Consider the following 16964-nt stretch of genomic DNA (forward strand, 5'->3'; position numbering starts at 1 on the left):
CCTGTAGCAGCGGCGCAAGCCGCGTTACGGAGGGTGTGTGGACGGACCAATCGCGCAGCCCACGGCCCATTCGCGCGGGCATTTTGCGTGTACCTGAACTTGTCATAATCGTTCACACATCGACACAGATAGTAGCCAGCCTGACTTGTATCCAAGGAGGCTACATTGTGTTGCACCGCATCGTCTGTTCGCTGTCTGTCCTGACCCTGTCCATTTCGGCCGCCCATGCCGCCGATACCTATGCCCTGAATACGCCGATCCTCACCAGCATCGACAACTTCCGCGACCTGGCCGGTACCACCACGGCCTACACCGCGGCCAACGACGGCACCCTGCGCGAGGGCGTGTTTTACCGTTCCAACGCGCTGACGCCTTCGGCCGCCGACCTGGCCACGCTGAACGGCCTGGGGATCACCGCCGTGTATGACCTGCGCACCGCCAGCGAAGTGGCGGCCACGCCGGACACACTGCTCACCGGCGCCACCTACACCAATATCGATATCATCGGGAGCAGCACGTCAGGCGCCGACATCAGCAGCCTGTCGCTGACCAGCGCCGCCGATGCCGTGGCCATGATGCAGGAAACCAACCGCGAATTCGTCAGCGACGCCGCCATGCGCAGCCAATTCGGCGTGTTGTTCAATGACCTGGCCTCCGTGGACGGCGCCGCCCTGTTCCACTGCACGGCCGGCAAGGACCGCACCGGCTGGACCGCAGCCGTGCTGCTGAGCATCGCCGGGGTTAATACCTCGACCATCATGGCCAACTACCTGGCCACCAATGACTACACCGCTACCCGCGTGGCCGCCACCCTGGCCGCCCTGCCCAGTAGCATGGCCGCCATCTACGAGCCGCTGCTGACCGTGGACGCCAGCTATCTGCAGGCGGGCCTGGATGAAGTGACCGCGCTGTACGGCAGCATGGACAACTACCTCAAGGAAGGCCTGGGGCTGTCCCAGGCCACCATCTACGTGTTACGCGCCAAGATGGTCTACTACAACAGCCTGCCGGGCCAGGCGGCGATGTTCGGCAACGACGCCGCCGGCGCGCTGCTGTTGCAGAAACTGCAGAACACCGGCCTGTCGGGCGCGTACACCGCCTACAACTACTACCTGCAATCGGCTATCGACGCCGGCACCCTGGGCGGCGTGCAGTCCACCGTGGGTGGCCAGGTGCACGCCGACGCAGCCAGCTACCTGCTGCGCCAGAATGCGCTGATCGACCAGGCCGCCGCGCCCTACACCTCGGGCATCGACCTCAAGGTGGGCCAGCGCAGCCTGTGGACCACCGGCCTTGCCGGCTACCTGGGCACCGACGGCTCGTCCCAGGCCGCCAGCAGCAACGAGCACACCCAGGGCACCCTGATCGGCCTCACGCAGCGCTTCACCGATCAGCTCAGCGGCCACGCCGGCTTTGGCTACAGCCATGGCAACGTCGGCGGTGCCGGCGGCGAGGTGGACACCGATCTGACGTTCCTCTCTGCGGGTGCACGCTTCGCACCGGGCAGCCTGGAACACGGTGTATTCGTGGCCGCCGAGGCCGGTGCCGGCTACGTCGACTACAGCAGCAAGCGCCAATTGGGCGGTGGCCTGGGCGAGGCCAAGGGCGACACCCACGGCACCCTCAGCAGCGCCAGCCTGGCCCTGGGTTACCGCCTGCCTGCCGCAAGCATTACCCTGGAGCCCAGCCTGGGCCTGCGCGTCAGCCACCTGAACCTCGACGGCTTCGACGAAAAAGGCAGCGAACTGGCCCTGGACGTGGACAGCCAGTCGCAAACCCGCCGCGCCGCCTTCACCCACCTCAACGCCAGCCTGACGCCGATCGGCGTGGCCGGTGGCTGGCAACTGGTACCGGGCGCGTCGCTGGACTACGAGCACGTGCTAGGCAACCACCAGGTAGACAGCGATGCCCAACTGCTGGGCTTGGACATCGAACAACGCGCAGCCTACTCCACCCGCGACCAGGTCAGCGGCGCCCTCAACCTTGCCGCCAACCTGGGTGGCTTCAGCGTCGGCGCCGAAGCCGGAGCCACTACCGGTGGCGACAGCCAGGGGTTCAGCGGCAGCCTGAAGGCCAGCTATCGATTCTGATAGCGGCTACTCGTCGCGCAACAACCTGCCGCATCCAGCGGCCCTGCATTTGCTGGTATGCTGCTTATAGCTCATAGCCAGCAGTGCAGGAACGCCCATGCCCCCACTATATGTCGCCACTTCGGCAGGGTTTCCTGCGGCTCCCGCCAACGCCCTGGGTGACATTGCCCTGTTTCACGCGATCAGCGTGGAGCTGATCCGCGAGCAGGACAGCGAGGCCCTGTATGGCAAGATCGTCGACGCGGCCATTGCCATCACCGGTGCGCAGTTCGGCACGATGCAGTTGCTGTGCCCCAAAGGGCATGCGCCAGGGCACGATGGTGAGCTGCAACTGCTGTGCTCGCGCGGCCTGCCACCCGAAGCGGCAGGCTTCTGGCAGTGGGTAAGCCCTGCGGCACACAGCAGCTGCACGCAGGCATTGAAGCTTGGCCAGCGAGCAATCATTGTCGACTTCGAGCAATGGGACGAGATAGCGGGTACCGAAGACCTGCTGGCGTTTCGGCGCACCGGTATCCGCTCGGCCCAGTCCACCCCCCTGCTGTCGCGCAGCGGCCATTTGCTGGGCATGATCTCCACCCATTGGCGCGAGCCACACCAACCCTCCGAACGCGACCTGCGGCTGCTGGACATCCTCGCCCGCCAGGCGGCCGACCTGCTGGAGCGCACCATGGCCGAAGAAGCCCTGCGTGCCCGCGAGCAGGAGCTGCAACGCACGTGCGCGATGCTGCGGGAAATCGAAGAACAACAGCGCCAGGCCGAGACCCGCCTGCGCAGCCTTAACGAAACCCTGGAGCAGCGCGTCGCCGAACGCACGGCCAAGCTGATGCAAGCAGAGGAAAAGCTGCGCCACTCGCAGAAAATGGAAGCGGTGGGGCAATTGACCGGCGGCCTCGCCCATGACTTCAACAACCTGATCGCGGGCATTTCCGGCTCCCTGGAACTGATTGGCCGCCGCTTCGACCAGGGTCGCCTGGGTGATATCGACAAGTACATCGTGGCGGCACAGGCAGGTGCTCGCCGCGCAGCCGCCCTGACCCACCGGCTGCTGGCCTTCTCGCGACGGCAAACCCTGGAGCCACGCCCCACCGATGTCAACGCGCTGATGTTCGGCATGAACGAATTGATCCAGCGCACCGTGGGCCCCGGCATACAGGTCGAGACCGTGGGCGAACAGGCACTGTGGCCCGCCCTGGTGGACGCAGGGCAGTTGGAAAACGCCCTGCTCAACCTGTGCATCAATGCCCGTGACGCCATGCCCAACGGCGGACGTATCAACCTGCAAACGGCCAACCAGTGGATGGACCGCGAGGCTGGCCGCGCGCACAACATGCCCGAGGGCCAATACCTGTGCCTGTGCGTCAGTGACACCGGCGCCGGCATCACCCCTGAAGTCCTGGCCCACGTGTTCGAGCCATTTTTCACCACCAAGCCGATCGGCCAAGGCACCGGCCTGGGCCTGTCGATGATCTACGGCTTTGCCCAGCAATCGGGCGGCCAGGTGCGCATCTGCTCAAGGCCAGGGCAAGGCACCACCGTGTTCATCTACCTGCCCCGCCATCACGGCGCAGTGCCGTGTGACGAAAACCTCGCCGCCAAGGCCGCCACCGAGGCCGAGCAACCGGCGGCGACGGTGCTGTTGGTCGACGACGAGCCCACCGTGCGCATGCTCCTCACCGATGTGCTGGGCGAGCTGGGCTATACCGTGCTGGAAGCCGCCGACAGCGCCGCAGGGCTCAAACTGCTGCGCTCGGACGTGCAGATCGACCTGCTGCTCACCGACGTGGGCCTGCCCGGCGGCATGAACGGCCGGCAAATGGCCGACGCCGGCCTGCAACTGCGGCCGCGGCTGAAAACCCTGTTCATCACCGGCTACGCCGAAAGCGCGGTGATCGGCGACGCGCATTTGCCTGCGAACATGCACGTGCTGACCAAGCCGTTCGCGGTGGATGCAGTGGGCGCGCGGGTGCGGGAGTTGTTGGGGGCGTAACGGCTGTAGCGGCCGCCGCCCAGTAGCGTCGATTATTTACGTTCACCCCTGCCTGCGTGCCGCATAATGACGCCCTCACGCCAGGCCTGATGCTTGGCGTCGCCGTCTCTCGCTACAAGGATTTGGGATGACCAGCACCACTTCGCGCTCACGTTTGCCCCAGGCCTGGCGCACCCTTCTGGCCCTGCCGCTGTTGTTGGCGGGCTGTTCAAGCGCCCCTGCGGGCTCCAAATGCTACGCCGAAGCCGTGCCCAGCCGAGGTGAAGGTGGCCTGGCCTGGGCCAACAGCATGAACAGCGCGCGCAAGAAATCCCTGGATGATTGCGCCTTGTACGCCAGCCGTTCCGGCGGTACGCCCAGCACCTGCAAAGTCGTGTTGGCGAAGTGCAAATAGGCTGGCACGTTGATGAATGTTGAGGCGCAATAGGGAACTCACCGCTCTGGAACGGCCCTAACGTCGTGGTCAGCAAGGCTGGCCCCCGCCGTTTCCAGAGAGGTCTGCACCCATGTCTTCCAGCACCACCACCTGTGCCACGCACGAAACCGACGAGCCCGTGGCGTCGGCCAGCCGGCTGATTTTCATCTCGGTGCTGGTGGCCACCATGGGCGCGCTCGCGTTTGGCTACGACACCGGCATCATCGCCGGCGCCCTGCCCTTCATGACGCTGCCGCCGGACCAGGGCGGCCTGGGCTTGAACCCGGTGAGCGAGGGCCTGATCACCGCTTCGCTGATCGTTGGCGCGGCGTTTGGCTCGCTGGCCAGCGGCTACCTGTCCGATCGTTTCGGCCGACGCCTCACGCTACGGCTGTTGTCGCTGCTGTTCATCGCTGGCGCCCTGGGCACGGCCATGGCCCCTTCCATCCCCTTCATGGTGGCCGCGCGCTTGGTGCTGGGCATTGCCGTGGGGGGCGGTTCGGCGACCGTACCGGTGTTCATCGCCGAAATCGCCGGCCCGTCGAGGCGCGCACGGTTGGTCAGCCGCAACGAGCTGATGATTGTCAGCGGCCAGTTGCTGGCCTATGTACTGAGCGCCGTGCTGGCGGCGCTGCTGCATACGCCCGGCATCTGGAGGACCATGTTGGCCATCGCCATGGTGCCGGGGGTGCTGTTGCTGGTGGGTACTTTCTTCGTACCCGCTTCACCCCGTTGGCTGGCGTCCAAAGGCCGTTTCGACGAAGCGCGGGCCACCCTGGAAAAACTGCGCGACACCCCGGCCGAAGCCCAACGCGAAGTGGATGCCATTAAGGCCCACGACCAGCAGTCGCGCCATCACGCGCCGGTGTCCCAGTTACTCAGCCAGCGCTGGGTGATAAAGCTGTTGTTCATCGGCGTGGGCCTGGGCTTCACCGCCCAGTTCACGGGTGTGAACGCGTTCATGTACTACACGCCCATCATCCTCAAACACACCGGCATGGGCACCAACGCGGCCCTGACCGCCACCATCGGCAATGGCGTGGTATCGGTGATCGCCACATTGTTGGGCATCTGGGCCATCGGCCGATACGGGCGCCGCCACCTGCTGATGACGGGACTGGTGATCGTCATTGCGATGCAGGCCAGCCTGGGCTGCGTGTTGCAATTCATGCCGCAGAACCTCACACAAAGCTATGCGGCCCTGGGGTGCATTCTGGTGTTTCTGCTGTTCATGCAGATGTGTATTGCGCCGGTGTATTGGCTGCTGATGTCGGAGCTGTTTCCGATGCAGGTTCGGGGGTTGTTGACGGGTGTGGCGGTGTCGATGCAGTGGTTGTTCAATGCCACGGTGGCGTTTGTATTTCCCATCGCCGTGAGTTCACTGGGGAACCCCACGTTCTTTGTGTTCGCGGCAATTAATGTGGGCTCGTTGGTGTTTGTATTTCTGTGCTTGCCGGAAACGAAGGGGAAATCGTTGGAGCAGATTGAGAAGCACATGAAGAAGGAGCTGTGAGCCGTTGCCTCGGCTGTTGCCCTGGCGTTTCCCGGATGTTCTGGGAAGAATAAAAAACCGCCCGAGGGCGGTTTTTCAACACCAGGGGCACTATCAGTTAAAAATGGCCCAGATAATGCCACCGAATATAAGCGCTACCAGCAACCCAGCACCCACATCCGCCTGGGCTACGTCAACTTTGATACCGGGGGCAAGCTGAAGCGACTTCCGAGTACGCAGGGCCATGGCCAACTCCTCGCGGGGGAGAGATATCACATGGCTATCATCATAACCCTTTCACCCTCGTCCGCAAGACTACAACCGCGCCGCTTGTCCGTTCGAAGGCACTCTTGCCCGGCGATGCCTTCTTAACCCCAGGAGCAGGCACTTCACGCCTGCCCAAGGAGACATTGCCATGAACCTGACCCGCACTCCCTTGCTTGCCGCTAACGCCGACCAGGACAATGACCTGGGCTTCGACCCGGACTCGCCCGATGTCAACGACCCAGCCACCGACCCACCACACCCGCCCCCCATCGATAACCCTGCGCACCACAGCGACAAGCAGCCGCCAGAGCCGGAAAGCGACCTCTAGCGCCGTACCTAAAGAACGGCGGGCAACCTGCGTTCTAACGATCGCAGGCACGGTCAAGGCCCAACGCAGCCTGGCGGCAGCGGCTACCGTGCGTCAACCTTGCGCGCCGCATACAGGCATAACATCTCCATGGCCAACGTGGCCGCCGCCAGCGAGGTTATTTCGGCGTTGTCGTAGGCCGGCGCCACTTCCACCACGTCCATGCCCACCAGGTTGATGCCGCGCAGGCCGGCCAGTATCTCCAGGGCCTGCACCGTGCTCAGACCACCGCACACCGGCGTGCCGGTACCGGGGGCGAAAGCCGGGTCCAGGCAGTCGATGTCGAACGTCAGGTAGACCGGGTGGTCGCCCACCCGCTGGCGCACGGCCTCGATGATGGCGTCGACGCCTCGGCGATGGACCTGGCGCGCATCCAGCACCTCAAACCCCAGCGTGTCGTCGTTGGTGGTGCGCAGGCCGATCTGCACCGAGCGCTCCGGCGCCACCAGGCCCTGGCGCGCAGCGTGGTAGAACATGGTGCCGTGGTCGATGCGCGGGTTGTCGTCATCGGGCCAGGTGTCGCTGTGAGCGTCGAAGTGGATCAGCGACAACGGGCCGTGCACCTTGGCGTGGGCCTTGAGCAACGGATAGGTGATGAAGTGGTCACCGCCAAGGGTGAGCATGGCGCAGCCGGCGGCCAAAAGGTGATCGGCGTGCTGCTCGATGCTGCCTGGTACCGACTCCGGGCGGCCATGGTCAAAACTGCAATCGCCGTAGTCGATCACCGCCAGGTGGTCGAAGGGGTCGAACTGCCACGGCCAGTGCCGTGCCCACGCCGACTGCACCGAGGCGTTGCGGATGCCCCGTGGCCCGAAGCGCGCGCCCGGGCGGTTGCTGGTGGCCGTGTCGAAGGGCACGCCGCTCACCACCACGTCCACGCCATTGAGGTCACGGCTGTAACGCCGGCGCATGAAGCTGGTGATGCCGCCGTAGGTGCTCTCCGCCGCCGTGCCGTAATGGCTGGGGCGAGTCAGGGCCTGGTCGTTGTCGAAGGCTTGTTCCATGGGGGCGGTTCCTTGTTATTGTTCGCGGCTGCGGAAGGCGGTCCACAGCCGGGTGCGCTGGCGCATGGCGTCCAGGCTCATGCTTTGGTCGGCATAAAGGCGCTGGCGCATGTCAGGGGCGGGATAGATGTTGGGGTCGTTGCGCACGGCTTCGTCCACCAACGGCGTGGCTTTCTGGTTGGCGTTGGCGAAGAACAGCGTGTTGGTGAGGTCGGCGACTGATTCGGGGCGCAGCATGAAGGCGATGAAGGCCTTGGCAGCTTCAGGGTGCGGCGCGTCCTTGGGGATCGCCAGGTTGTCCTGCCAGATCAGCGTGCCCTCGCGCGGGATGCGGTACTCCACCTGATAGGGTTTGCCCGCCTTCTGCGCCTGATCGGCGGCCGTGGCGGCATCGCCGTTGTAGGTCAGCGCCAGGCAGGTACTGCCATTGGCCAGGTCGTTGATCTGCCGGCCGTTGGCAACGTAGCTGACGTAGGGTTGCAAGCGGTGCAGCAAGGCGGCCGCAGCATCGAGGTCGGCTTTGTTCTTGCTGTAGGGGTCTTTGCCCAGGTAGTGCAGGGCCAGGCCGATCACCTCTTCGGGCGAGTCGATCAGGGAAATGCCGCAGTCGGCGAGCTTGCTGGCGTACTCGGGCTTGAACAGCAGGTCGAGGCTGTCCAGGGCCACCCCGGGCAGACGTTTTTCCACGGCCTGCCGGTTCACACCCAACCCCAGGGTGCCCCAGGTGTAGGGCATCGCGTAGCGATTGCCGGGGTCCACCACCGCCAGCTTGCCCAGCAGGTCGCTGTCCAGGTTGGCGTAGCCGGGCATGCCCTGCTGGCCGGTGGGTTGCAGCGCCCCCGCCTTGAGCAGGCGAGTCAGCACGCTGCTGGACGGCACCACCACGTCATAGCCGCTGGCGGAGGTGAGCAGTTTGGTTTCCAGCACTTGCGGCGAATCGAAGGTGTCGTAGCGCACCTGGTAGCCGGTTTCCTTTTCGAAGCGTTGCAACGTCTGCGGGCTGACGTAATCGGCCCAGCTATACAGGTTCACCACCTTGTCCTCGGCGTGCACCGGCAGGACAAACGCAAAGGAAAGCATCAATAACCATGGGCGCATGACAGTGATCTCGATAGAAAGGACGTGCAGTGATCATGGGGCACGGTTTAAATTGGAAAAATACCGGCTTTAACAAGCTGACATTGATCAGGAGCAATGTGTGATGCTGGGCCAATTGCACGATCCGGACCTGCAACAACTACGGCTGTTCGTGAGTGTGGTCGAAGCCGGCGGTTTCAGTGCCGCCCAAGGCACGTTGGGCCTGAGCCAGCCCACCATCAGCCAGCACATGGCGCGCCTGGAAACCCGCCTGGGTTACCGTGTGTGCAACCGTGGCAAGGCGGGCTTTCGCCTGACCGCCAAGGGCGAACAACTGCTGTTGGCCACCCGCAGCCTGTTTGCCTCCATCGAGCAATTTCGCCAGCAATCCAACGGGGTGGCCGGACGCCTGTTGGGCGAGGTGCGCCTGGGCTTTTCCGAAGCGCTGGACCCCGGGGTGATCCAGCGCCTGGGCCTGGCGGTACAGCGTTTTCGCCAGCGCGACGAGTCGGTGCGTATCGAACTGCTCAGCACCATGCCCGCCGACATGGAGCGCCTGCTGCTGGAGCAGCGACTGGACCTGGCCATCGGTTATTTTTCCATGGGCCAGACCGCGTTTGACTACCGGCCGCTGTTCACGGAAATCCAGCAGTTGTACTGCGCCCCGGGCCACCCACTGTTCGAGGGTGTGGGCCACCGGGAAGCGGACGTGCGCGCCGCCGACCGCGTCGAACACCCCTATCGCTTTCTGCAGAATCGCGAAACACAGGTCATGGCCCACAGCTCGGCGTGTTCAGAGCAGGTGGAAGGTACGCTGGCGTTCATTCTGTCCGGCCGCCACATTGGTTACCTGCCCCGCCACTATGCGCAACCGTGGGTGGAAAAAGGCCTGATGCGCTGCATAGAAGAGCAAAAGGGGCTGTTCGAAGTGCCGTTTTACCTGGCGGGCCGCCGTGGCCAGGCCGCCAGCGAAGCCCAGCGGGCATTCGCCGAAGACGTGCTGGCCAGCTTTGCCGCGTCGCCAGACGCCGCGCGCATGCCGTAACCGGCGGCAATGCCTACCGGCTTGTGATGGACATTCATGAGACGGTTCATTGCCCCTGTGGCAGTTGGGCAGGCGAAGCAAGATGAAATTTTAAGGCCGCGTCACAACGTCGCATCACCTGTGTTTGAGCCCCTGAAACACGGCGCCAAAGCGTCTAGCACGCGGCCTCAAGCTGAATCAATTCATGACGATAAGGTAATATCCTTTTGCCATCACTCCGAGCCCTCGCCATGAACCTCAGAAACCTCAATATCGCCCCTCGCTCATTACTGTGCTTCGGCTTCTTCGCGTTGCTGATCACCGCCCTGGGCCTGTTCTCGCTGCTGCAGTTCGCCGAACTGAAAAGCTCGCGCGCCACGCTTCAGGAGCAGGTGTTGCCAGCGGTGCAGACCATCGGCCTGATCAAGAGCGACCTGTTGACCATTCGCCTGGGCAACACCAACCTGCGCACCGCGCCCAACAGCCAGGCGGCAGACCTGGCCCGCACCAGCATCAACCATGGCCGCGACGAGCTGCAGGCCCACGTCAGCAAGCTCAAGGCCATGATGCAGGGCCCCGACGCCCAGCAGGCCTACAGCACCCTGCAAATCGCCATGGGCAAGTACCTGGACGTGCACGTGCGCTTCCTCCAGGCCCTTGAGCAGAAGCGCGATGACGTGGCAACCGCCCTCAGCCTGCCTACCGGCGAGCAGACCGTGGCGGGCAACCAGTTCAGCAGCGACATTGACGAAGTGGCGCACCAGGCCAGCCTGAAAATGGCCGAGTCGGACGTGGTGGCCACCAACGCCTACTCCCAGGCGCGCAATGTCACCATCGCCGCCATTCTGGTGGCCCTGGCCGCCACGCTGGCCCTGGCCGCCCTGTTCACTCGCAGCCTGGTACGCCCCGTGGCCCAGGCCCTGACCGTGGCCCAGCAAATTGCCGCCAACGACCTCAGCCAGCCGATTGCCGTGGACGGCCACGACGAGCCTGGCCGCCTGCTGGCCGCCCTGGCCGTGATGCAGCGTAACCTGCAAAAGACCATCGGCGACCTGGGCGGTTCATCCAACCACCTGGCCTCCACGTCGGAAGAAATGGCCGCGCTGACCCAGGATGCCTTGCACGGCATCCAGCGCCAGAACGACGAAATCAACCAGGCCGCCACTGCCATCAATCAGATGAGCGCCGCGGTCGAAGAAGTGGCGCGTAACGCCGCCATGGCCTCGACCGCCGCGCGCGACTCCAGCCAGTCGGCCGAAAACGGCCGCCAGCGCGTGGACGAAACCCTGAGCGTGATCAACGCGCTGCATGAGTCAGTGGGCGCCACCGCTGTGGAAATCGATGGCCTGGCCCTGCAACTCAAGGACATTAGCGGCGTGCTTGACGTGATTCGGGGCGTGGCCGAGCAAACCAACCTGCTGGCCCTGAACGCCGCCATCGAGGCCGCGCGCGCCGGTGATGCCGGCCGAGGTTTTGCCGTGGTGGCCGATGAAGTCCGTGCCCTGGCCCACCGCACCCAGCAGTCCACCGCCGAAATCGAACAGATGATCGCCTCCATCCAGGCCGGTGCCGGCAAGGCCGTGACCTCCATGGGCCTGAGCAGCGAGCGCGCTCGCGCCAGCCTGGAAGTGGCCCAGGGTGCAGGCAATGCACTGGCGGACATCATCGCCGCCATCGTGCAGATCAACGAGCGCAACGTCAGCATCGCCTCGGCCACCGAAGAACAGGCCCAGGTGGCGCGCGAGGTGGACCGCAACCTCACCAGCATCCGCGACCTGTCCATCCAGACCTCGGCCGGCGCCGACCAGACCTCCGCCGCCAGCGGCGAGCTGTCTCGCCTGGCAGTGCAGCTCAACCAGGTGGTGTTGCAGTTCAAGGTATGACGCCACTGGCTGCCGCGTGCGCCTGGGCAGGCGCACGCGGCGCCCATGCGTGCCTAGATGCCGTTCTTTACCTTGCTCCAGATGCGCGTGCGCAAGCGGTCGATGTCCAGCGGCATCGCCTGCAGAATGAACATGTTGTTCATCACTTCCTGAGGCGGGTACGCCGTGGGGTCGGCCTTGAGCGCCGGGTCCACCAGGCTGTCGGCGGCCGCGTTGCCGTTGGCATAGCGCACTGAATTGCTGATATCGGCCGCTACCTGCGGTTGCAGGATGTAATTGATGAAGGCGTAACCGGCCGCCGCGTTGGGCGCATCGGCGGGCATGGCCATCATGTCGATCCAGAAGGGTCCGCCTTCACGAGGTATCTCGTACTGCACCTTCACCCCATTGCCCGCCTCCTTGGCGCGGCTGGCGGCCTGCATGATGTCGCCGGACCAGCCCACCGCCATGCAAATATCGCCATTGGCCAAGTCGCCGATGTACTTGGCGCTGTGGAAGTAGGTGACGTTCTTGCGCATCTGGATCAACAACGCCTCGGCTTTCTTGTAGTCCGCCGGGTTTTTGCTGTGGGGCGGCAAGCCCAGGTAGTGCAAGGCGATGGGCAACAACTCGGGGCCATTGTCGAGCACCGCTACGCCGCATTGGTGCAATTTGGCCAGGTTCTCGGGTTTGAACAGCACGTCCCAGCTGTCCAGTGGCACGTCCTTGCCCAGCACCGCGCGGACTTTGTCGATGTTGTAGCCGATGCCCGTGGTGCCCCACAGGTAGGGCACCCCGTACTGGTTGCCGGGGTCATCGGCTTCCAGGGCCTTCATCAGCACCGGGTTCAGGTTCTTCCAGTTCGGCAGTTGGCTGCGGTCGAGCTTTTTCAGCGCACCGCTGCGAATCTGGTTGGCCATGAAGTGGGCCGACGGGAACACCACGTCGTACCCCGAATGGCCGGCCATCAGCTTGGCGTCCAGGGTCTCGTTGGCGTCGTACACATCGTATTGGGTACCGATGGCGGTGGCCGCCTGAAAGTTCTTCAGGGTGTCGGGCGCAATGTATTCGCCCCAGTTGTAAATGTGCACGACTTCAGCGGCCTGCGTGGTACACGCCACGAACATCAGCGGCAACAGTTTCTTGAGCATGAGCACCTCGATTTTCCTGACCTGGGGGGATGGCAGTTCAAAAGATAAGCACGTAGGTTTTTCTGCAGGTTTCTTGTATGTCCCAGACGCCGCAGGTGTTGGCGGGCATCATCAAGGCATCACCGGCAACGATGTGCAGCGGTTCGCCACCGTCCGGCGTGAAGGTGCAGCGGCCGGTGGTGAAGTGGCAAAACTCCTGCTGGGCGATCTGCCGCCGCCAACGGCCCGGGGTGCATTCCCAGATGCCGGTTTCCACGCCGTCGGTGCGCTCCACGCAGGTCACCGACACGGTGGCCACCGGCTCGCCCAGCGGCAAAGCCACGGCGAAGGTTTCGTCCAGCGCCACGTTGTGGCTGTTCTTCAAATGGGTGATGTTCATGCTGCGCTCCGTGTGTTCGATTCAGGGGTTAGCCGACTTTCCACGACATCAGGCTTTCCATGCGGTCAGCCAGCGCCTGCGCCAGACGACGGCGCCAGGCCGGGGTGCGCGGGTTGGCCAACAGCGCGTCTTCGCTGGCAAAGCTGCGAATGATCGCGTTGTAGCCCAGCCAGCGGCAGGGCTCCGGCTCCCAGCGGCGCAGGCTGGCCACGGCGCTGTCGGCCAGCACCCAGGGTTGCTGCAGCAACGGGCTGTCACGGCCCAGGATCAAGTCCGCCAAGGTGCGCCCGGCCAGATTGCTGGCGCCCACCCCTTCCCCGCCGTAACCACCCGCCAGGGCGATGCGGTTGCGCGAGTCGCGCAGCATGTGTGGCTGGAAACGCCGGGCCATGCCCAGGTTGCCGCCCCAGGCGTGGGTCAGGCGCACCTTGCGCAGGGCGGGAAACAGTTCGCCCATCAGGGTATGACGCACGCTGCGTTCGTCGTCGTTGAGGTTGAAGTCGGTGCGCAACCGGCCGCCGAACAGGTAGCCGCCGCGAGCGCCAAACACCAGGCGGTCATCGCGAGTGCGCTGGCCATAGGTGACCTGGCGGCTGAACTCGCTGAAAGCCTGCCCCTTGGCCAGGCCAATCTCGCCCCACACGGCGGCCGGCAGCGGCTCGGTAGCCACCATCAGGCTTTGCACCGGCAACTGGTGCCGGCCCAGGTGTGGCAGGCTGGCGGCATAGCCCTCCACCGCCGGCACTACCCAGTCGGCCTGCACGCTGCCGCGCTCAGTGGTGACCCGCCCGGCTTGCCAGTCAAGCACCCGGCTTCCTTCGTAAATCGTCACGCCCAACGCTTCGACACTGCGCGCCAGGCCGCGCACCAACCGCGCCGGGTTGAGGGTGGCGCAGTGCGGGCTGTACACCGCACCGTAGGCGTTGGCCATGCGCACCTGGCCTGCCAACTCGCCGGGCTCCAGCCAGCGATAATCGTCCTCGCTCAGGCCCAGGCCGCGCAGGTGCGCCAGGTACTGGCGCAGGCTGTGCAATTGCTCGGGGTAGCGTGCGGCGCAATACAGCACGCCGCTTTTGCGCAGGTCGCAGTCGATGCCTTCGCGTTGCACCACCTGTGCGACTTCATCGGGGATGCCGTGCAGCAGGTCAAACGACTGCCGGCGCTGCTGGGGTGCCAAGGCCGCCAGCATACGGTCCTCGCCCAGCAGGTTGCCCATCAGCCAGCCGCCATTGCGGCCCGACGCACCAAACCCGGCCACTTCGGCTTCGAGCATGACCACGCGCAAGTGCGGCGCCTGGCGCTTGAAGTAATAAGCCGCCCACAGCCCGGTATAACCTGCACCAATGATGACAACGTCGGCCTGCACCGGCGCATCGAGCGCTGGGCGCACACGCCGCGGCTCGTCAAGCTGCTCCATCCACAGACTGATCTCGCCCCACGACTTCATCCCCGCCTCCTTCACTCAAGAATCAGCGCAGGCTAATCGCAAGTCAGGGGGCGTGTCGTTCGTGCGGGTACGCGTGGAAAAAGGGGGTGTATTGATTGGAACGCTGCAGTGCCTGTGACGCGGCTTGCGCTGCTACTCAGCGCAAGCCGCCGAAGGCTGCGTGTTGCGACGCGTGTGGCCCTCACCCCCCCGCTTTCAGGCTGCTGAACGCCCGGGTCAGCGCCCGGTCGAACGCCTTGCTGTTGTCATTCTTGTTGAACAACGTGGCGCGTACGCTCGCCGGTGGGTAGGTGCCGGGGTCGTTGCGTATGGCCGGGTCCACCAGGGCGTCGGCTGCACTGATGGCGTTGGCGTAATGAATGGTGTCGGTGATGGGCGCGATCACGTCGGGGCGCATCAGAAAGTCCATCAGCTTCAGGCCCGCCGCCGGGTGCGGTGCGTCCTTGGGGATGACCATGGCGTCGAACCAGATCAACGTGCCTTCGCGAGGAATGCTGTAGTGCAGGCTGAACGGCTTGCCCGCCTGTTTCGCCTGCGTGGCGGCGATGCCGACGTTGCCGTTCCAGGACATGGCCACGCAGGTATCGCCATTGGCCAGGTCGCTGATATTGCGGTCATTGTCGAAGTAGCGAATGTAGGGGCGGATTTTCATCAACTGCGCCTGGGCGCGCTTGAGGTCGTCCAGGCTCTGCTTGTTGATGTCCAGGCCAAGGTAGCGCTCCACCGCCGCGTACAGCTCGTTGGGGTCGTTGAGCAGGCTGACCCCGCAATCAGTGAATTTCGCCACCACCGCCGGGTCGAACAGCATCGCCCAACTGTCCACCGGGGCATTGGGCAAGCGCTTGTTGATGGCTTCCTGCTGATAGCCTACCCCGGTAGTGCCCCAGCCATAGATGCCGGCATAACGGTTGCCTGGGTCGAACACGGCCATGTGCTGGCGGAACTCTTCACCGATGCCGGCGAAATGCGGCAGCGCCGACTTGTCCAGCGGTTCAATGGCGCCCGCTTCAATGGCGCGGCTCAGGTGCTGGCCGGCACTGAGCACCAGGTCATAGCCGCTGCCGCCGGTCAGCAGCTTGGTTTCCATGGTTTCCAGGGAATCGAAATGGTCTTCCACCACCCGGATCCCGGTGTGCGCCTCGAAGCGCTTGAGGGTGTCCGGGGCCAGGTACTCACCCCAGATATACAGGTTTACCGTGGGCGGCTCGGCGGCCGCCGCCCCCATGGCAGCGGTCAGTAGCGCGGCGGCGCACAGGCCCTTCATGCCCGTGCTCCGCCGGCATATTGCGGCATGGTGATGCACGCCACGTTGCCGCCACCGAGCAGAATCTCCCGGGAATTTTCGATGCCGATGATGCGATGGCCGGGGAACAGTTCGGCCAGGGTCGCCTGCGCCGCCTGATCAAAGCGGCCGCCGAACAGCGGCACCACGATGACCGAGTTGCCGGCGTAGTAATTGATGTACGACGCACAGATTTTCGTGCCGGCCTGGCGCACATGGGTGCCGTCGATATGGTCCAGGCCTGCGGCCTCCTCGGCGGTCCACTCCAGCACATCGGGCTGGGCCAGCTTGTGCACGATCAGCTCCCGGCCGCGGCTGTCGCGGGTGCTGCGCAGAATGTCGTAGGCCTCCTGGTAAATTTCCCACTGTGGGTCATCGCGGTTGTCAGTCCATTGCAGCACCACCTCGCCGGGGCGCACGAAGCACGCCAGGTCGTCGACGTGGCCGTCGGTCTCGTCGAACTTGCAGCCGCGCGGCAGCCAGATCACCTGCTCGGCACCCAGGTAGTCGGTAAGCCGGCGCGTCACTTCGTCCTTGCCCAGGTGGGCGTTGCGGTTGCGGTTGAGCAGGCATTGCTCGGTGGTCAGGATGCTGCCCTGGCCATCACTCTGTAGGCCGCCCAGCTCGGCGATCAGCGGCGCGCGGTAGCGGTCGAAATGCTCGATTTCGAGGATCTTCTGCGCAATCTGGTCGTCCTTGTCCCAGGGGTAATACAGGCCGCCGTCCAGGCCGCCGTAGGCGTTGAACTGGAAGTCCACGCCGCGCACCTCGCCGCTGTCGTCATTGACCACAAAGCAGGGGCCGCTATCGCGAAACCAGGTGTCGTTGCAGGTCATTTCCACCACCCGTACGTGCTCGGGCAACAGCTGACGGGCATTGGCGTATTGCGCCGCCGAGGCGCACACCGTCACCGGTTCGCTGTGGGCAATGGCGCTGACAATCTGCACCCACACCTGCTGGGCGGGCTTGCCGCCGTTGCGCCACACGTCCGGCCGCTCGGGCCAGCCAAGCCAGCAACGGGCCTTGGGTTCGAATTCGCCAGGCAAGCGGAAACCATCGGCTTTGGGGGTGGTGAGCAGCGAACGGGTCATGGGCAACGCCTCGTTGTGGGGAATGACCG

General features: G+C 64.6%; 14 protein-coding genes and 2 pseudogenes. 8 read left to right on the forward strand and 8 right to left on the reverse strand.

Annotation, left to right across the window (positions count from 1 at the left end; all coding sequences use genetic code 11):
* The first annotated feature begins 167 nt into the window (after nt 1-167).
* The 4 genes from PMM47T1_RS12850 (at nt 168) to PMM47T1_RS12865 (ending at nt 6005) form a co-directional block, all read left to right on the forward strand.
* A complete protein-coding gene (locus PMM47T1_RS12850) occupies nt 168-2090 on the forward strand; it encodes a tyrosine-protein phosphatase (RefSeq protein ID WP_008369380.1) in 1923 nt (640 codons plus the stop codon).
* 97 nt (nt 2091-2187) lie between these two features.
* Nucleotides 2188-4077 (forward strand): GAF domain-containing hybrid sensor histidine kinase/response regulator, encoded by a 1890-nt coding sequence (locus tag PMM47T1_RS12855; RefSeq protein WP_008369382.1) that lies wholly within the window; start codon nt 2188-2190, stop codon nt 4075-4077.
* A 127-nt stretch (nt 4078-4204) separates the two neighbouring features.
* Nucleotides 4205-4471 (forward strand): hypothetical protein, encoded by a 267-nt coding sequence (locus PMM47T1_RS12860; protein WP_008369384.1) that lies wholly within the window; start codon nt 4205-4207, stop codon nt 4469-4471.
* Between the two features lie 112 nt (nt 4472-4583).
* Entirely contained in the window at nt 4584-6005 is a 1422-nt protein-coding gene (locus PMM47T1_RS12865) for a sugar porter family MFS transporter (RefSeq protein ID WP_008369386.1), read from the forward strand.
* Between the two features lie 93 nt (nt 6006-6098).
* Here PMM47T1_RS12865 and PMM47T1_RS30590 read toward each other — a convergent pair whose 3' ends face one another.
* Nucleotides 6099-6230: a hypothetical protein gene (locus tag PMM47T1_RS30590; protein ID WP_274379858.1), complete on the reverse strand. Its 132-nt coding sequence runs from the start codon at nt 6228-6230 to the stop codon at nt 6099-6101.
* Nucleotides 6231-6399: 169 nt separating this feature from the next.
* Here PMM47T1_RS30590 and PMM47T1_RS12870 point away from each other — a divergent pair, with 169 nt between their 5' ends.
* On the forward strand, nt 6400-6579 hold the full coding sequence (locus tag PMM47T1_RS12870) for a DUF6021 family protein (RefSeq protein WP_043300976.1): 180 nt from the start codon (nt 6400-6402) through the stop codon (nt 6577-6579).
* An 83-nt stretch (nt 6580-6662) separates the two neighbouring features.
* Here the strand turns inward: PMM47T1_RS12870 and speB are convergent, their stop codons facing one another.
* Both speB and PMM47T1_RS12880 read right to left on the reverse strand, forming a co-directional pair.
* Nucleotides 6663-7622 (reverse strand): agmatinase, encoded by a 960-nt coding sequence (speB, locus tag PMM47T1_RS12875; RefSeq protein WP_008369387.1) that lies wholly within the window; start codon nt 7620-7622, stop codon nt 6663-6665.
* Between the two features lie 15 nt (nt 7623-7637).
* On the reverse strand, nt 7638-8720 hold the full coding sequence (locus tag PMM47T1_RS12880; RefSeq protein ID WP_008369389.1) for an extracellular solute-binding protein: 1083 nt from the start codon (nt 8718-8720) through the stop codon (nt 7638-7640).
* Nucleotides 8721-8823: 103 nt separating this feature from the next.
* Here PMM47T1_RS12880 and PMM47T1_RS12885 point away from each other — a divergent pair, with 103 nt between their 5' ends.
* The 3 genes and pseudogenes from PMM47T1_RS12885 to PMM47T1_RS30870 all read left to right on the forward strand — a co-directional run.
* Nucleotides 8824-9744, forward strand: a complete 921-nt coding sequence (locus PMM47T1_RS12885; protein WP_008369391.1) for a LysR family transcriptional regulator — start codon at nt 8824-8826, stop codon at nt 9742-9744.
* 230 nt (nt 9745-9974) lie between these two features.
* Nucleotides 9975-10700 (forward strand): annotated as a pseudogene (locus PMM47T1_RS30865) (MCP four helix bundle domain-containing protein); the annotation flags it as partial.
* A 309-nt stretch (nt 10701-11009) separates the two neighbouring features.
* Nucleotides 11010-11606 (forward strand): annotated as a pseudogene (locus PMM47T1_RS30870) (methyl-accepting chemotaxis protein); the annotation flags it as partial.
* Nucleotides 11607-11659: 53 nt separating this feature from the next.
* Here PMM47T1_RS30870 and PMM47T1_RS12895 read toward each other — a convergent pair.
* From PMM47T1_RS12895 to aguA, 5 genes are all read right to left on the reverse strand, one after another.
* Entirely contained in the window at nt 11660-12736 is a 1077-nt protein-coding gene (locus tag PMM47T1_RS12895; RefSeq protein ID WP_008369396.1) for a polyamine ABC transporter substrate-binding protein, read from the reverse strand.
* A 37-nt stretch (nt 12737-12773) separates the two neighbouring features.
* On the reverse strand, nt 12774-13115 hold the full coding sequence (locus PMM47T1_RS12900) for a cupin domain-containing protein (protein ID WP_008369398.1): 342 nt from the start codon (nt 13113-13115) through the stop codon (nt 12774-12776).
* A 28-nt stretch (nt 13116-13143) separates the two neighbouring features.
* Complete coding sequence (locus PMM47T1_RS12905; protein WP_008369400.1) at nt 13144-14562, reverse strand: NAD(P)/FAD-dependent oxidoreductase; 1419 nt, start codon at nt 14560-14562, stop codon at nt 13144-13146.
* 181 nt (nt 14563-14743) lie between these two features.
* Nucleotides 14744-15826 carry an extracellular solute-binding protein gene (locus PMM47T1_RS12910; protein WP_008369402.1) on the reverse strand — a complete coding sequence of 361 codons (1083 nt, stop codon included), beginning with the start codon at nt 15824-15826 and terminating at the stop codon, nt 14744-14746.
* Nucleotides 15823-16935, reverse strand: a complete 1113-nt coding sequence (gene aguA / locus PMM47T1_RS12915; protein WP_008369403.1) for an agmatine deiminase — start codon at nt 16933-16935, stop codon at nt 15823-15825. Before aguA ends, PMM47T1_RS12910 begins: the two co-directional genes overlap by 4 nt.
* Between the last annotated feature and the right edge of the window lie 29 nt (nt 16936-16964).

Origin of the sequence: Pseudomonas sp. M47T1, assembly GCF_000263855.1 — a bacterium.
Lineage (GTDB): Bacteria > Pseudomonadota > Gammaproteobacteria > Pseudomonadales > Pseudomonadaceae > Aquipseudomonas.